Below are 13,392 nucleotides of genomic sequence, written 5' to 3' on the forward strand. Positions count from 1 at the left end.
TGCGCTCCGCATGCTGAAGCTGGACCAGCTGGAGCACCTGCTGGCGATCGTGGAGCAGGGCAGCCTGCGGGCGGCCGCGCGCCGGCTGGACATCCCTCAGCCGGCGCTCACGCGCAGCATCCGCGCGCTGGAGCGAGACCTCGGCGGCCCGCTGTTCCTGCGCGAGACCAGCGGCATGATCCTCAACGAAACCGGCCGGCGCTTCCACGCCCGCGCCAGCGTGATCGTCAACGAGGCCAGGCGGGCGCGCGACGAGTTCTCGCAGGCCGCCGGCGAGGACAACGGCACGGTGGTCGCCAGCCTGTCGATCATGCCGCACGTGGGCATGCTGCCGGCGGCGCTGGAGTCGTTCCGGCGGCGCTACCCGAAGGTGCGGCTGCGCCTGCTGGAGGGCCTGTTCCCGGACGCCGAGACGGGGCTGCGCGACGGCAGCATCGACTTCTACCTGGGCGCGGTGCCGCACCAGCCGATCGCGCCCGGGCTCGCTTGCCGCCGCCTGTTCGAGAACACGCGCGCGGTGGTGGCGCGCAAGGGCCATCCGCTGGCGCAGGCCGGCTCGCTGCGCGAACTGGTGGATGCCGACTGGGCGACCACGGCGGTGGAATACCGGGCCGAGGAAGACCTGGCGCGCCTGTTCCAGTCGCACGGCCTGCCGCCGCCGCGGGTGGTGCTGTCGGCGCGCTCGGCGCTGTCTCTGATGGTGGGCCTGGCCTACTCCGACCTGCTCGCGATGCTGCCGCGCCAGTGGGAGAGCTTTCCGCTGACGCGCGGCGTGCTGCAGGTGATCCCGACGCGCGAACTGCTGCCCGCGCCGGACATCGTGCTGATCCAGCGCACGGGCGTGCCGCTGACGCCGGCCGCCGAATTCCTGTGCGACGTGTTGTTGCGGCAGGGACCCGGCAACTGAGCGTCCTTACTGGGCCTGCAGGCCCAGCTCGCGGATCCAGCCGCGGAACAGCGCCTGCTGCTGCACCACGAACTCCTTCAGCGCCGCGGGCGTGCCGGGCCGCGGGTAGATGCCGAGGTCCGCGTACTGGCGCACCAGGTCCGGGTTCTGCAGCGCCTTGTTGGTCTCGCGGTTGATCTGGTCGACGACGGCCGCCGGCGTGCCGGTGGGCGCGAACAGGCCGAACCAACCGATGGCCTCGAAGCCCTTGTAGGTTTCGGCGGCGGCGGGAACGTCCTCGAAGCCGGGCAGGCGCTTGTCGGAAGTGACGGCGATCACGCGCAGCTTGCCGGCCTTCACGTATTGCACCAGGCTGGGCAGGCCGTCGATCGTCATCGCGGAGTCGCCGGCCAGCAGCGAGGTGACGGCGGCCGGCGAGCCGGCGTAAGGGACCGTGAACAGGCTCATGCTGCCGGTGCGACTGAGCATTTCACCGGTGAGGTGCGGCAGCGAGTTGAGCTGGCCGGCCGCGAAGTTCATCTTGCCCGGCGCGGCCTTGCCGGCCTTGGCCAGGTCGGCCAGCGAATGGATGCCGGAGCTCGCATTCACCACCACCATCAGCGGGCTGGTGCCCACCGCGGCGACCGGCACGAAGTCGGTGTCGAAGTTGTACTGCGGGTTCTTGTACAGGTAGGGCGTGAGCGTCGCCGCTGCAGCGGGCACGAAGGCGAGGGTGTAGCCGTCCTTCTCGGCACGCGCCGCCGCCGACATGCCGGGGATGGCGCCGGCGCCGGGCCGGTTCTCCACCACCACGCCCTGCTTCCAGCCTTGCGAGAGCTTGTCGGCAAGCAGGCGTGCGACCACGTCGGGCGCGGTGCCGGCCGGGAAGGGAACGATCATGCGGACCGGCTTCGTCGGCCAGTCCTGCGCCTGTGCGAGCGCGGAAGAAAACGGGGAGCCGAGCAGCGAGGCCGCGCAGGCCGCGTGCAGCCAGCTGCGGCGCGAGAGGGGAGTTGCCATCTTTTGTCTCCTTGGGGTCGGCGCAATGTAGGCACGCCGCGGCAGCGCCGGAAGATGGCATATCGACGAGCGTGATGCGATCGAAGCATCCCGGGCAAACCCGGGGATGCGGGAAACGAATCGCGAATCGCCACGCGCCATCTTCCGGCCGGGGGAGCCGCTTCCTAAAGTGCGTCGCCATCGACACCCCATGCAGAGGAAGCCCCATGACTGATCGACTCAAGGCGCTGGTGACAGGCGGCGCCACCGGCATCGGCCGCAGCGCCGTGCTGGCCCTGGCCCGTGCCGGCTACGACGTGGCCATCAACTACGCGTCCAGCGCCAAGGCGGCGCAGGAGACCGCGGCGGAAGCCGAGCGGCTCGGCGCACGCACGCTGCTGCTCCAGTGCGACGTCAGCGACGAAGCCGCCGTGCGCGCGATGCTGAAGCAGGTGGACGAGGCCTTCGGCCGCCTCGACGCCCTGGTCAACAACGCCGGCACCACGGCCAAGTGGAAGGTGAAGGACCTGGAGAGCCTGGACCTGGCCGAATGGGACCGCACCTTCGCGGTCAACGTGCGCGGGCTGTTCCAGGTGACGCGCGCCGCAGTGCCGCTGCTGAAGAAGGGCCGCAACCCGGCAATCGTCAACACCGCCAGCATCGTCGGCCTGCGGCCCGGCCCGCAACCGCTGCCCTATGCGGCCAGCAAGGCGGCGGTGGTGAACCTCACCAAGACGCTCGCCTGGAACCTGGGCCCCGAGATCCGCGTGAACGCGGTCGCGCCGGGCTGGATGGAAGGCGACTGGATGCAGCGCATGCTGGGCGACAAGTACGAGGACCTCATGGGCAAGCGCGCCAAGCTGACGCCGCTGAAGCGCTGCGTCACCGCGGACGACGTCGCCGAAACGATGCTGACCCTGCTGCAGGCCAACCGCTTCGTCACCGGCGAAATCGTGGTCATCGACGGCGGCTTCACCAGCTCCACCTGAGGAGGGAACGCATGCTCGAAGGCTTCGTTCCCTTCCCGCCGGAGTACGCCGCGCGCTATCGCGCCCAGGGCTACTGGCAGGACCACACCTTGGCGCAGGAGTTTGCCGGCGTCTTCCAGCGCTTCGCGTCGCGCACGGCGCTGGTCGACGGCGAGCGCCGCTACAGCTACGCCGACCTCGACCGGCTCTCGACCAACCTCGCGCTGAACCTGCTGGAGCTGGGCCTGCGGCCGCTGGACCGCGTGGTGCCCACGCTGCCCAACGTTGCCGAGTTCGTGATCCTCTACTTCGCGCTGCAGAAGATCGGCGCCATCCCGATCGCGGCGCTGGTGACGCACCGCTTCGCCGAGATCAACCAGTTCGTGCAGCTGGCGCAGGCGCGCTGCTGCGTGTACCCGCAGCGTTCGGGCGATTTCGAGTTCGGGCCGATGATCGAGCGCGTGCAGGCCGGCCACCCGGGGCTGCAACTGCGCCTGGTGCTGGGCACGCCCGGGCCGGGCGAGCACTCGCTGGTGGAGTTGATCGAGCGGCAGGCCCGCCTGCCGGCCAGTGCGCTGGCCGAACTGGATTTCGCGGCCACCGATCCCTGCATCTTCCAGCTCTCGGGCGGCACCACCGGCATCCCCAAGCTGATCCCGCGCACGCACAACGACTACGCCTACAACTCCAAGGTGGCCTCGGACGTGGCCGGTGTCGACGCCGAGTCGGTGCTGCTGCTGGTGCTGCCGATCGCGCACAACCTGCCGCTGGCCTGCCCCGGCATCCAGGGCTTCCTGTTCCAGGGCGGCACCGTGGTGCTGCACGCGAACACGCGGCCGGAGCAGATGCTGGCGCTGGTGCAGAAGCACCGCATCACGCACATCAAGGTGGTGCCCGCGCTGCTGATCCGGCTGATCAACGACGCGGCGATCACGCAGTTCGACCTCTCCTCGGTGCGCCAGATCCAGAGCGGCGGCCAGCGCATGCAGCCGGAGGTGCGCCTGCGCACGCGCCAGCTGTTCCGCAATGCCTTCGTGCAGGAGAACTTCGGCATGAGCGAAGGCCTGCTGATGTTCGTCCGCGCCGGCGACCCGGACGAGGTGCAGCTGGAAACCTGCGGCCGCCCGGTGTGCGCGGACGACGAGGTGCGGCTGATCGACGACGAGGGCGCCGAGGTGCCCGAGGGCGAAGTGGGCGAACTCGCCTGCCGCGGCCCTTACACCTTGCGCGGCTACTACGGCGTGCCGGAGTACAACGCGCGGCAGTTCACCGCCGACGGCTTCTACCGCTCCGGCGACCTGATGCGCCGGCACGCCAGCGGCAACTACGTGGTCGAAGGCCGCAAGAAGGACTTGATCAACCGCGGCGGCGAGAAGATCAGCGCGGAGGAAGTCGAGAACCTGATCCTCATGCACCCGTCGGTGCAGAACGTCGCCTGCGTGCCCATGCCCGATGCAGCCATGGGCGAAAAGATGTGCGCCTGCGTGATCCCGCGGCCCGGCGCCGCTCTCACGCTCACCGACCTGGTCGGCTTCCTGCAGACCAAGGAGATTGCCCGCTTCAAGCTGCCCGAGCGGCTGGAGCTGCTGGCCGACTTCCCGGTGTCCACCTTCGGCAAGGTCTCCAAGAAGGCCCTGGTCGAAATGGTGGCCGCGCGGCTGGCCGCCTGAACCCACGAAGGAACAAGACATGCGCATCATCGACTTGCATTGCTATCCCGGCACCCAGCGCTGGATTGACTCCCAAGGGCCTTATCCGGCCGAACTCGCGCGCTACTGGAAGCGCGAGTGGGTGGCGAAGTCCGAGGAGGACGTGATCGCCGAATTCACCGGCGCCGGCGTCGAAGCCTGCCTGGTCGCCCTGGACCTGGAAACCACGGTGGCCACCGTGCCCTGCGACAACGACTACGTGCACGGCATGTGGCAGCGGCATCCCGAGCGCATCCGCCAGTGCTGGGGCGCGGTGGAGCCGGCCAAGGGCGAGATCGCGATCCGGCAGGTGCGGCACGCGGTGAAGGAGCTGGGCTTCATCGGCTTCCACTTCCATCCCATCATGCAGCACTTCGCGGTCAACGACCGCCGCTACTACCCGCTGTTCGAGGAGATCAACGCGCTGGGCGCGGCGGTGATGGTCGACGTCGGCACCACCGGCATGGGCGCCGGCATGCCGGGCGGCAACGGCGCGCGCATCCGCCATGCGCATCCTTCGTCCATCGACGACCTCGCCGCCGATTTCCCCAAGCTGAAGATCATCATGGCCCACCCGGGCTGGCCCTGGGTGGAAGAGACCACGGCGGTGGCGCTGCACAAGGGCAACGTGTACTGGGAGATGTCGGGCTGGGCGCCCAAGCACTTCCCCGGCAACCTGAAGGTGGACATCCGCGGGCGGCTGCAGGACAAGATCATGTTCGGCAGCGACTACCCGAGCCTGCCTTACGAACGCATCTTCCGCGAATGGTCGGAGCTGGGCTACAGCGACGACGTGATGCACAAGGTGATGCACGGCAACGCGGAACGCGTCCTCGGCCTCTGAAGTTCAAGAAGCACCAACTGGAGACAACATGAAGAAGACCATCTGGGTCGGCTTGCTCGCGCTCGCCGCGGGCCTCGCCTCGTGTGGCGGCAGCAGCGGCGACGGCGCGTATTCGGCATCGCAGGATCTCTTGCAGGTCACGGGAGGGCAGGTGGCTGCGGCCGCCGAGTCCACGGCCGCGATCCGCGTGTTCAAGGGCCTTCCCTTCGCGGCGCCGCCGGTGGGCGCGCTGCGCTGGAAGGCGCCGCAGCCCGTGGCGGCCTGGACCGGCGTGCGCCACGCCGACAGCTTCTCCGCGTCCTGCGTCAACGGCAACCGTCCGGCCGGCAAGCCGGGCGCCATCCTCTACCAGGCGACCGAAACCCAGAGCGAGGATTGCCTCTACCTGAACGTGTGGACCGGCGCGGCGGCCGGCGCCCAGGAAAAGCGGCCGGTGATGATGCTGCTGTACGGCGGCGGCTACCAGCTCGGTTCCGGCTCGCTGCCCAACTACGATGGCCGCGGCCTCGCGAGCAAGGGCGCCGTGGTCGTCACCATGAACTACCGCGTGGGCGCGCTCGGCTTCCTGGCGCATCCGGAGCTCACGGCCGAAGCCGGCCATTCCGGCAACTACGCGCTGATGGACGCGATCGCCGCGCTGCAATGGATCCAGGCCAACATCGCCAGCTTCGGCGGCGACCCGAAGCGGGTGACGGTCTACAGCGAATCGGCCGGTGCCGGCATGGCCAACGTGCTGCTCGCTTCGGCCAAGGCGGGCGGGCTGTTCCATCGCATGGTGCTCGAAAGCCTGGGGACGATGCCGGCGGGCGCCCCGAACACCACGCTGGCGCAGGCGGAAACAGCGGGGACGGCCTTCGGCAATGCCCTCGGCGCGACCACGCTCTCGGCTTTGCGCGCCAAGTCCGCCCAGGAGATCATGGCCGCCACCTTCGCGCCGACGCCGATCGTCGACGGCGACGTGCTCACGGACCAGATCGACCTGCTGTTCGCGCGCAAGCAGTTCAACGACGTGCCGCTGCTGCTCGGATGGAACGCCGACGAGGCGACGCCGTATCCGGCATTCGCCACGACGCTGGCTGGCTATGACGCCGCCGCGAATACGAAGTACGGCAGCATGGCCGCTCAGTTCAAGTCCGTCTACCCGGCGGCCAGCGACGCCGACGTGCTCGCGATGGCCTACGCGCCGATGCGCGACAGCGTGTTCGCGTGGCAGCCCTGGACGATCGCCCGTGCCCATGCTGCGCTCGGCAAGTCGGCGACCTGGCTGTACTTCTTCACGCGCCGCCCGGCCTACTTTGCGGACCAGCACTTCACCGAGCAGGACCCGCCTTCGAAGTACGGTGCGCACCATTCGCTGGAGCAGGTCTACTTCTACAACAACCTGGCCCGCAGCGCGCCGATGCGCAACTACACGGACGTCGATCGCCAGATCGCCGATGCCGCATCCTCCTACCTGGTCAACTTCGCCAGCACCGGCAACCCCAACGGCGGCTCGCTGCCTGCCTGGCCGGCCTTCACGGGTCCGGCCAGCCAGACGATGGAGATCGGCGACACGATCGCGCCGACGGCGGTGCCGTTCCGGCCCGCGCTCGACTTCTTCGACCAGTTCTATACGCAGCAACTGGGCCGGCCACTGCCGTTCTGAGAAACCATGAAGACTGCTTTCCTGTGCGACGGCGTGCGCACGCCGATCGGCCGCTACGGCGGCGCCTTGTCCGGCATCCGCACCGACGACCTGGGCGCCTTGCCCTTGCAGGCCTTGCTGGCGCGCCATCCCGAGCTCGACCCGGGCCGGATCGAGGAGGTGTACTCCGGCTGCGTGAACCAGGCCGGCGAGGACAACCGCAACGTGGCGCGCATGAGCGCGCTGCTCGCGGGCCTGCCGGTCACGGTGGCCGCGGCCACGGTCAACCGCCTGTGCGGTTCCGGCCTGGAGGCGATCGCCAGCGCCGCGCGTGGCATCGCCGCAGGGCACCTGAACCTGGCGATCGCGGGCGGCGTGGAGAGCATGAGCCGCGCGCCCTTCGTGCTGCCCAAGGCGACGTCCGCGTTCTCGCGGCATGCGGAGGTGCATGACACGACGATCGGCTGGCGCTTCGTCAACCCGCGCATGGAGCAGTTGTACGGCACCGATGCGATGGGTGAGACGGCGGAGAACGTGGCGCAGGAGCATGGCATCTCGCGCGCCGACCAGGACGCGTTCGCCTTGCGCAGCCAGCAGCGGGCCGCTCGCGCGCAGGTGGCCGGATGGCTGGCGGAGGAGATCGTCCCCCTGGACGCGCCCGGCGGCCGCAAGGGCGAACTGGTGCGCGTGAGCGAGGACGAACATCCGCGCGCCGACACCACGCTGGAATCGCTGGCGCGCTTGCGGCCGGCCTTCCGCAGCGGCGGCACGGTGACGGCGGGTAATTCCTCGGGCGTCAACGATGGCGCCGCGGCCCTGTTGCTGGCGAGCGAAGCGGGCGCGGCGCGCGCCGGCCTGCAACCTGCCGCCCGTGTCCTGGGCGTCGCCACTGCCGGCGTGGCGCCGCGGGTGATGGGCATCGGACCCGTGCCCGCGGTGCAGAAACTGCTGGAGCAGACGCGGCTGGCGATCGGCGATTTCGACGTCGTGGAGTTGAACGAAGCCTTTGCCGCGCAAGGGCTGGCCGTGATGCGCGCGCTGGGCCTGCCGGACGACGCCGACCATGTGAATCCCAATGGCGGCGCGATCGCTTTCGGGCACCCGCTGGGCATGTCGGGCGTGCGGTTGGCCCTCACGGCGCTGCGGCAGTTGCAGCGCACGGGCGGCAAGCGCGCGCTGTGCACGATGTGCATCGGCGTGGGCCAGGGCATCGCGCTGGCGATCGAGCGGGTGTGAGCGTGGAAGGCATCCTGCTCGAGGAGCGGCCGGCGCCGGGCGTCGCGCTGCTGCGCCTGCACCGGCCCGCCGTGCTGAACGCCCTGAATCTCGCCTTGCGCCGGCGGCTGGCGGAAGCTTTCACGCGTCTCGATGCCGACGCCGAGGTCCGCGTGATCGTGCTCGCAGGCAGCGAGCGGGCCTTCTGCGCGGGCGCCGACCTGCAGGAATACGTGGATGCCGGCCCGATCGAGATCGCCGACCGGAACATGGGCGCGTTGTGGGACGCGATCGCGCGCTGTTCGAAACCGGTGATCGCGGCGGTTCGCGGCCATGCGCTGGGCGGCGGTTGCGAGCTGGCGATGCATGCGGACATCCTGCTGGCCGGCGAGGGTGCCCGCTTCGGCCAGCCCGAAGTGCTGATCGGCCTCATGCCTGGCGGCGGCGCCACGCAGCGCCTGGTCCGCGCCGTTGGCAAGTTCCGGGCGATGCGCCTCCTGATGTCGGGTGAGCCGTTCACCGCCGAAGCGGCGTTGCAGATGGGACTGGCGAGCGAAGTCGTTCCCGATGCCGAAGTCGAGGTGCGCGCGATCCAGCTGGCCGCGCAGCTGGCGAAGGGGCCGCAGCATGCGCTTCGCTTCATCAAGCAGGCGGTGATCGAGGGCATGAACCTGCCGTTGCAGCAGGGGCTGGAGTTCGAGCGCAAGTGCTTCCAGCTCCTCTTCGCCACCGCCGACAAGACCGAAGGCATCCGGGCGCGGCTGGCGAAGAAGAAGGGCTAAGCGCGGCGAGTCTTCCGTGCTGCCGGCGCCGCAGGCGCCTCCGGCAACTGCAAGGGCGCCCGGCTCTGCTCGTTGTTCAGGTGCACGAACTTGCGCAGCAGCGCGATGAACAGCTCGCGTTCATCGGGGTCCAGCGAGTCGAGCAGCTGCGAGCGCATCTCGTGCACGCCGCGCACCAGGCCGTCCAGCAGCTTCTCGCCCGCGGGCGTCAGGTGCAACTGCAGCTGGCGCCGGTTGGTGGCGACCACGGTGCGCTCCAGCAATCCCTTGCTTTCCAGGCGGGCGGCGGCGGTGGCCGTCGTCGAGGTGTCGAGCGCGATGCGCCTGGCGAGGCCGACCTGGTCGATGCCCGGCACCTCGTGGACCATGCGCAGGATGGCGTACTGGATGGGCGTGACGTCGCGCCCGACGTGCTCGTCGAACATGCCTTGCGCGATCTGGTGCGCGCGGCGGATCAGGTGACCCGGCTGCTCGTACAGGTCTTCCCCCACCTCGCGCTGGACGGCTTTCCTGCCGCTGGCTGCCTTCATGCCCGCATTGTCCGGGAAAACACCGAGCCCTCTCGCGTCCCAATATTCAGTACACTGATTGTCAGTATGCTGAATGTAGGAGTATCCATGCATCGTCGCCATTGCCTCGCGGCCGCCGTCCTCGCCGCCGCGCCTTTCCTCGCCTGCGCCCAGGCGGCGCCCTTCAAGGTCGGCCTGATCCTGCCGATGACCGGGCCCTTCGCTTCCACCGGCAAGCAGATCGACGCAGCCGTGCGCCTGTACCTGGCGCAGAACGGCAGCAAGGTCGCCGGCCGCCAGGTCGAAGTGCTGCTGAAGGACGACCAGGGCCTGCCGGAGACGACGCGGCGCCTGGCGCAGGAGCTGATCGTCGGCGACAAGGTCGACGTGCTGGCCGGTTTCGGCGTCACGCCGGCGGCGCTGGCCGTGGCACCGCTGGCGACGCAATCTAAGACGCCGTCGGTCATCATGGCCGCCGCCACTTCCAGCATCGTCGGCGCCTCGCCGTACTTCGTGCGCACCAGCTATACGCTGCAGCAATCCGCCTCGACGATGGCGGAGTGGGTGCACAGGAACGGCATCAAGGACGTCGTGACCATGGTGTCCGACTACGGCCCCGGCATCGACGCCGAGAAGGTGTTCAAGGAGCGGGTGGAAGCCAATGGCGGCAAGGTGCCGGAGACGATCCGCGTGCCGATGCGCAACCCGGACTTCGCGCCCTTCCTGCAGCGCGTGCGCGATCGCAAGCCGGACGCCGTGTTCGTGTTCATCCCGTCCGGGCCCGCCGCGGGCCTGATGAAGCAGTTCTCCGAGCGCGGGCTGGACAAGGCCGGCATCCGCCTCATCGGCGATGGCGGCGTGACCGACGACGACCTGCTGAACGACATGGGCGATGCCGCCCTGGGCGTGGTCACTTCCTTCCACTATTCCGCCGCGCATCCTTCGGCCACCAATCGCAAGTTCGTCGACGCCTTCATGGCGGCCAACAAGGGCTTGCGGCCCAACTTCATGGCCGTGGGCGGCTACGACGGCATGCGCGTGATCTGCAAGGCGCTCGAAGCCACCAAGGGCAAGGGCGGCGGCGACGTGCTGGTGGCGGCCATGCGCGGCCAGACCTTCGAGAGCCCGCGCGGACCGGTCGTCATCGACGCGCAGTCGGGCGAGATCATCCAGGACGTCTACATCCGCCGCGTCGAGAAGAAGGACGGCCAGCTGTGGAACGTCGAGATCGACGTGAGCAAGGGCGTGCGCGACCGCGCTTCGAGGAGCTGAGCATGGAAGCGAACACGCAGAACCTCGCGCACCAGGCGCCGTTTCCCTCGGACCGCTGGTGGGTCGCCGGCTTCGGCTGGGAGCTGAAGGACCAGCCGCTCGCGCGCACCTTGCTCGACGTGCCGCTGGTGCTGTTCCGCACGCCCGACGGCCAGGTGGCCGCGCTGGAAGACCGCTGCTGCCACAAGGAACTGCCGCTGTCGCTGGGCGCCATCGAGCCGCGCGGCCTGCGCTGCGGCTACCACGGCTTGCTGTTCGACTGCCAGGGCACTTGCGTCGAGATCCCCGGGCAGGAAGCGATCCCGGCCAAGGCGCGCGTGCGCTCCTACGAGCTGCGCGAACGTGACCAGGTGCTGTGGCTGTGGCACGGCTCCACGCCGGACAGCCGGCCGGACTCCGAGCCGCCCGCCTATCCCTTCCACACGGACCCGGCCTTCCGCTTCGGCGGCGATATGGTGCACTACGACGCGCCTTACCAGCTGGTGCACGACAACCTGCTGGACCTGAGTCACCTGGGCTACGTGCACGTGCACACGATCGGCGGCAACCCGGGGCTGCACATGAACGCGCAGATGAAGGTGACGCAGGACGGCGAGGTGGTGAAGGTGGTCCGCCACATGCCCGGGTCGGAGGCGCCGCCCACGTATGCGCAGGCCTGGCCCTTCCGCGGCCGGATCGACCGCTGGCAGGAAATCGAATTCCACCTGTCCCACCTGCGCATCTGGACCGGCGCCGTGGACGAGGGCGATGCGCCGCTGGACGACCCGCAGCGCGGCGGCTTCCACATGCGCGGCTTCCACGGCGTGACGCCGGAAACGCACGCGAGCTGCCACTACTTCTGGACCATCTCGACCAACCCGAAGTCCAACGTCGAAGAGGTCACGCGCATCGTTGTCGACCAGACCGCCCGGACCTTCCTGGAGGACAAGGAGATCGTCGAATCGCAATGGCGCAACCAGCAGCGCTTCGGCTTCCGGCCGCAGATGGACATCCACGTGGATGCCGGGCCCAATCGCGCGCGGCGCGTGATCAGGCAGTTGGTGGGGTAGCGCTCAGCCAGCTTTTCATGGGAGCCCGAAGGCGGAATGGAGCTCGTCCAGCGACGAGTACTTTGGCAGTATGAAGGCGGGCTGTCTTCAGGTCAGCTTCATGGTCGTGGTTCGCAGCGCGGGGTCCGGCTGCGCCGGCGGGTCGGCCCGGCGCGACTTCTCGTCGACGAAGCCCTTGGCGCGCTCCACGCCAAAGCTGTCGGCCGGTTCGCCCAGCCAGTAGGCGTTGCCCGATTCGGTGAAGGCGAGCGGGGCGGGTGGTTCGCCCACGAGGCGCACCTGCACGACTGGCGAGGTCATGATGGTCTTGCCATCGCCCTGCCCGGGCCGGTTGAAGACGCTGCCCATGAGCCTGCCGTTGCCCACCACCGACCAGCGCCGGATGGTCTGGTAACGCGTGGCGGCCCCCTGCGTGGGAGGCTGGATTTCGGCGAGCGCGTTGTCCGTCGTTCGTTCGTCCACGGGGTTGTTCTAGGTTTTGGTACGACCTTAGGGATTTTTCCTAAAGATGCTGTCACCAACCTGACAAAGACCGGGATTAGGACTTCGCGTGGAGCAATTCGAGGAATCTTGCCGCCGGCGCGCTGAGCGGCCGGTCGCGCGGCACCAGGCTGCCGTAGGCGTCCAGGCTGTTCCGGAACTTGTAGCGCAGCACGCTCAGCATGCCGTGCTGCGCGTGCTGGGCCGCCACGGCCTGCGGAATGACGCCCAGCATGGGCGAGCTGCGCACCAGGTTGATGGTGGTCAGGATGGAGCCGGTCTCCACCAGCCCGCGCGGCAGCTCTGCGTCGTGGTGCCGGAACTCGTGCTCGATGAGGTCGCGCATCGGGCTGCCTTGCGGCTGCAGGATCCACGGGTAATCGAGCAGGGCGCCGAACTCCAGGCTGCGGCGCCTGGCCAGCGGATGCTCGTTGCCGGCGATGACGGCCAGCTCCTCGTCCTCGATAGGCTGGAAGCTGCAAGCCACGCCGGGCACGGCCGCCTTGCGCCCGATCACCATTTCCAGCACGCCTTCGCGCAACTGCGCGAGCAGGCGGTCGCTGGTGTCCACCGCGACCTCCAGCGCCAGTAGCGGGAATTCCGCCTTCAGCTGCAGCAGCGCGCGGGTCAGGCGGCCCGGCGAGGCGGCCATGATGCTGCCTACCGCCAGCCGGCCGCCGCCGCCCTGGTGCAGCACCTCCAGCTCCTGCGCCAGCGCCTCCATGCTGCCGCGGATGCTGCGGAAGAAGCCGGTGACGCGCTCGCCGGCGGCATTGCGCTGCAGGCCGCGGCCGACGCGGTCGAACAGCTTCTGGCCCAGTGCCTGTTCCAGCTCGCCCAGCATCTTGGTCGCGGCCGGCTGCGTGAGGCCCAGGCGCTCCGCGGCGCTGCTCAAGGTGCCCAGTTCGTCGATCGCCAGCAACAGCGCCACCTGGCGCATGCGCAGGCGGTTCATCAGCTGGGGCGTGCTTTGCTGGCGGTCGATGGAGCCCACTGATCCATATCTCCGGGTTATGTTTCGATGAAGATCTTTCAGTTTACGGGATGGGTCGGGCCTCCTACGATCGCCTTGCATT

The 13,392-nt window shown here is 69.1% G+C and carries 13 protein-coding genes; 9 read left to right on the forward strand and 4 right to left on the reverse strand.

Annotated features, from left to right (window positions below; genetic code table 11):
* Positions 1 to 10 precede the first annotated feature (10 nt).
* Complete coding sequence (locus tag HHL11_RS09730; RefSeq protein WP_169418191.1) at positions 11 to 907, forward strand: LysR substrate-binding domain-containing protein; 897 nt, start codon at positions 11 to 13, stop codon at positions 905 to 907.
* A 6-nt stretch (positions 908 to 913) separates the two neighbouring features.
* On the opposite strand, the gene HHL11_RS09735 is transcribed toward HHL11_RS09730, so the two are convergent.
* Positions 914 to 1,906: a Bug family tripartite tricarboxylate transporter substrate binding protein gene (locus tag HHL11_RS09735; RefSeq protein ID WP_169418192.1), complete on the reverse strand. Its 993-nt coding sequence runs from the start codon at positions 1,904 to 1,906 to the stop codon at positions 914 to 916.
* Positions 1,907 to 2,112: 206 nt separating this feature from the next.
* Between HHL11_RS09735 and HHL11_RS09740 the strand changes: the two genes are divergently transcribed.
* The 6 genes from HHL11_RS09740 to HHL11_RS09765 are packed head-to-tail and all read left to right on the forward strand — an operon-like array spanning position 2,113 to position 9,006.
* Positions 2,113 to 2,874 carry an SDR family NAD(P)-dependent oxidoreductase gene (locus HHL11_RS09740; protein ID WP_169418193.1) on the forward strand — a complete coding sequence of 254 codons (762 nt, stop codon included), beginning with the start codon at positions 2,113 to 2,115 and terminating at the stop codon, positions 2,872 to 2,874.
* An 11-nt stretch (positions 2,875 to 2,885) separates the two neighbouring features.
* Complete coding sequence (locus HHL11_RS09745) at positions 2,886 to 4,523, forward strand: (2,3-dihydroxybenzoyl)adenylate synthase (protein ID WP_169418194.1); 1,638 nt, start codon at positions 2,886 to 2,888, stop codon at positions 4,521 to 4,523.
* 19 nt (positions 4,524 to 4,542) lie between these two features.
* Positions 4,543 to 5,385, forward strand: coding sequence for an amidohydrolase family protein (locus HHL11_RS09750; protein WP_169418195.1), 843 nt, complete (start codon positions 4,543 to 4,545; stop codon positions 5,383 to 5,385).
* A 28-nt stretch (positions 5,386 to 5,413) separates the two neighbouring features.
* Positions 5,414 to 7,030 (forward strand): carboxylesterase/lipase family protein, encoded by a 1,617-nt coding sequence (locus HHL11_RS09755; protein WP_169418196.1) that lies wholly within the window; start codon positions 5,414 to 5,416, stop codon positions 7,028 to 7,030.
* A 6-nt stretch (positions 7,031 to 7,036) separates the two neighbouring features.
* Entirely contained in the window at positions 7,037 to 8,245 is a 1,209-nt protein-coding gene (gene pcaF, locus HHL11_RS09760) for a 3-oxoadipyl-CoA thiolase (protein WP_169418197.1), read from the forward strand.
* Positions 8,246 to 8,247: 2 nt separating this feature from the next.
* Complete coding sequence (locus HHL11_RS09765) at positions 8,248 to 9,006, forward strand: enoyl-CoA hydratase-related protein (protein ID WP_169418198.1); 759 nt, start codon at positions 8,248 to 8,250, stop codon at positions 9,004 to 9,006.
* Here HHL11_RS09765 and HHL11_RS09770 read toward each other — a convergent pair.
* Entirely contained in the window at positions 9,003 to 9,536 is a 534-nt protein-coding gene (locus HHL11_RS09770) for a MarR family winged helix-turn-helix transcriptional regulator (protein ID WP_169418199.1), read from the reverse strand. The two genes, HHL11_RS09765 and HHL11_RS09770, sit on opposite strands and share 4 nt — an antisense overlap.
* An 87-nt stretch (positions 9,537 to 9,623) precedes the next feature.
* Between HHL11_RS09770 and HHL11_RS09775 the strand changes: the two genes are divergently transcribed.
* Both HHL11_RS09775 and HHL11_RS09780 read left to right on the forward strand, forming a co-directional pair.
* Positions 9,624 to 10,787 carry an ABC transporter substrate-binding protein gene (locus tag HHL11_RS09775; RefSeq protein WP_169418200.1) on the forward strand — a complete coding sequence of 388 codons (1,164 nt, stop codon included), beginning with the start codon at positions 9,624 to 9,626 and terminating at the stop codon, positions 10,785 to 10,787.
* A 2-nt stretch (positions 10,788 to 10,789) separates the two neighbouring features.
* On the forward strand, positions 10,790 to 11,836 hold the full coding sequence (locus HHL11_RS09780; protein ID WP_169418201.1) for an aromatic ring-hydroxylating oxygenase subunit alpha: 1,047 nt from the start codon (positions 10,790 to 10,792) through the stop codon (positions 11,834 to 11,836).
* 87 nt (positions 11,837 to 11,923) lie between these two features.
* Here HHL11_RS09780 and HHL11_RS09785 read toward each other — a convergent pair whose 3' ends face one another.
* Positions 11,924 to 12,298, reverse strand: coding sequence for a hypothetical protein (locus HHL11_RS09785; protein WP_169418202.1), 375 nt, complete (start codon positions 12,296 to 12,298; stop codon positions 11,924 to 11,926).
* Between the two features lie 76 nt (positions 12,299 to 12,374).
* The gene (locus HHL11_RS09790) at positions 12,375 to 13,310 is read right to left on the reverse strand and encodes a LysR substrate-binding domain-containing protein (protein WP_169418203.1); all 936 of its coding nucleotides are present in this window, start codon (positions 13,308 to 13,310) and stop codon (positions 12,375 to 12,377) included.
* Between the last annotated feature and the right edge of the window lie 82 nt (positions 13,311 to 13,392).

Source organism: Ramlibacter agri (genome assembly GCF_012927085.1).
GTDB classification, from domain to species: domain Bacteria; phylum Pseudomonadota; class Gammaproteobacteria; order Burkholderiales; family Burkholderiaceae_C; genus Ramlibacter; species Ramlibacter agri.

Bases quoted from the DNA above. Each gene is read 5' to 3' on its own strand.
- HHL11_RS09730 (WP_169418191.1), top strand. From the start codon at position 11: ATGCTGAAGCTGGACCAGCTGGAGCACCTGCTGGCGATCGTGGAGCAG.
- HHL11_RS09735 (WP_169418192.1), bottom strand. From the start codon at position 1,906: ATGGCAACTCCCCTCTCGCGCCGCAGCTGGCTGCACGCGGCCTGCGCG.
- HHL11_RS09740 (WP_169418193.1), top strand. From the start codon at position 2,113: ATGACTGATCGACTCAAGGCGCTGGTGACAGGCGGCGCCACCGGCATC.
- HHL11_RS09745 (WP_169418194.1), top strand. From the start codon at position 2,886: ATGCTCGAAGGCTTCGTTCCCTTCCCGCCGGAGTACGCCGCGCGCTAT.
- HHL11_RS09750 (WP_169418195.1), top strand. From the start codon at position 4,543: ATGCGCATCATCGACTTGCATTGCTATCCCGGCACCCAGCGCTGGATT.
- HHL11_RS09755 (WP_169418196.1), top strand. From the start codon at position 5,414: ATGAAGAAGACCATCTGGGTCGGCTTGCTCGCGCTCGCCGCGGGCCTC.
- pcaF (WP_169418197.1), top strand. From the start codon at position 7,037: ATGAAGACTGCTTTCCTGTGCGACGGCGTGCGCACGCCGATCGGCCGC.
- HHL11_RS09770 (WP_169418199.1), bottom strand. From the start codon at position 9,536: ATGAAGGCAGCCAGCGGCAGGAAAGCCGTCCAGCGCGAGGTGGGGGAA.
- HHL11_RS09775 (WP_169418200.1), top strand. From the start codon at position 9,624: ATGCATCGTCGCCATTGCCTCGCGGCCGCCGTCCTCGCCGCCGCGCCT.
- HHL11_RS09780 (WP_169418201.1), top strand. From the start codon at position 10,790: ATGGAAGCGAACACGCAGAACCTCGCGCACCAGGCGCCGTTTCCCTCG.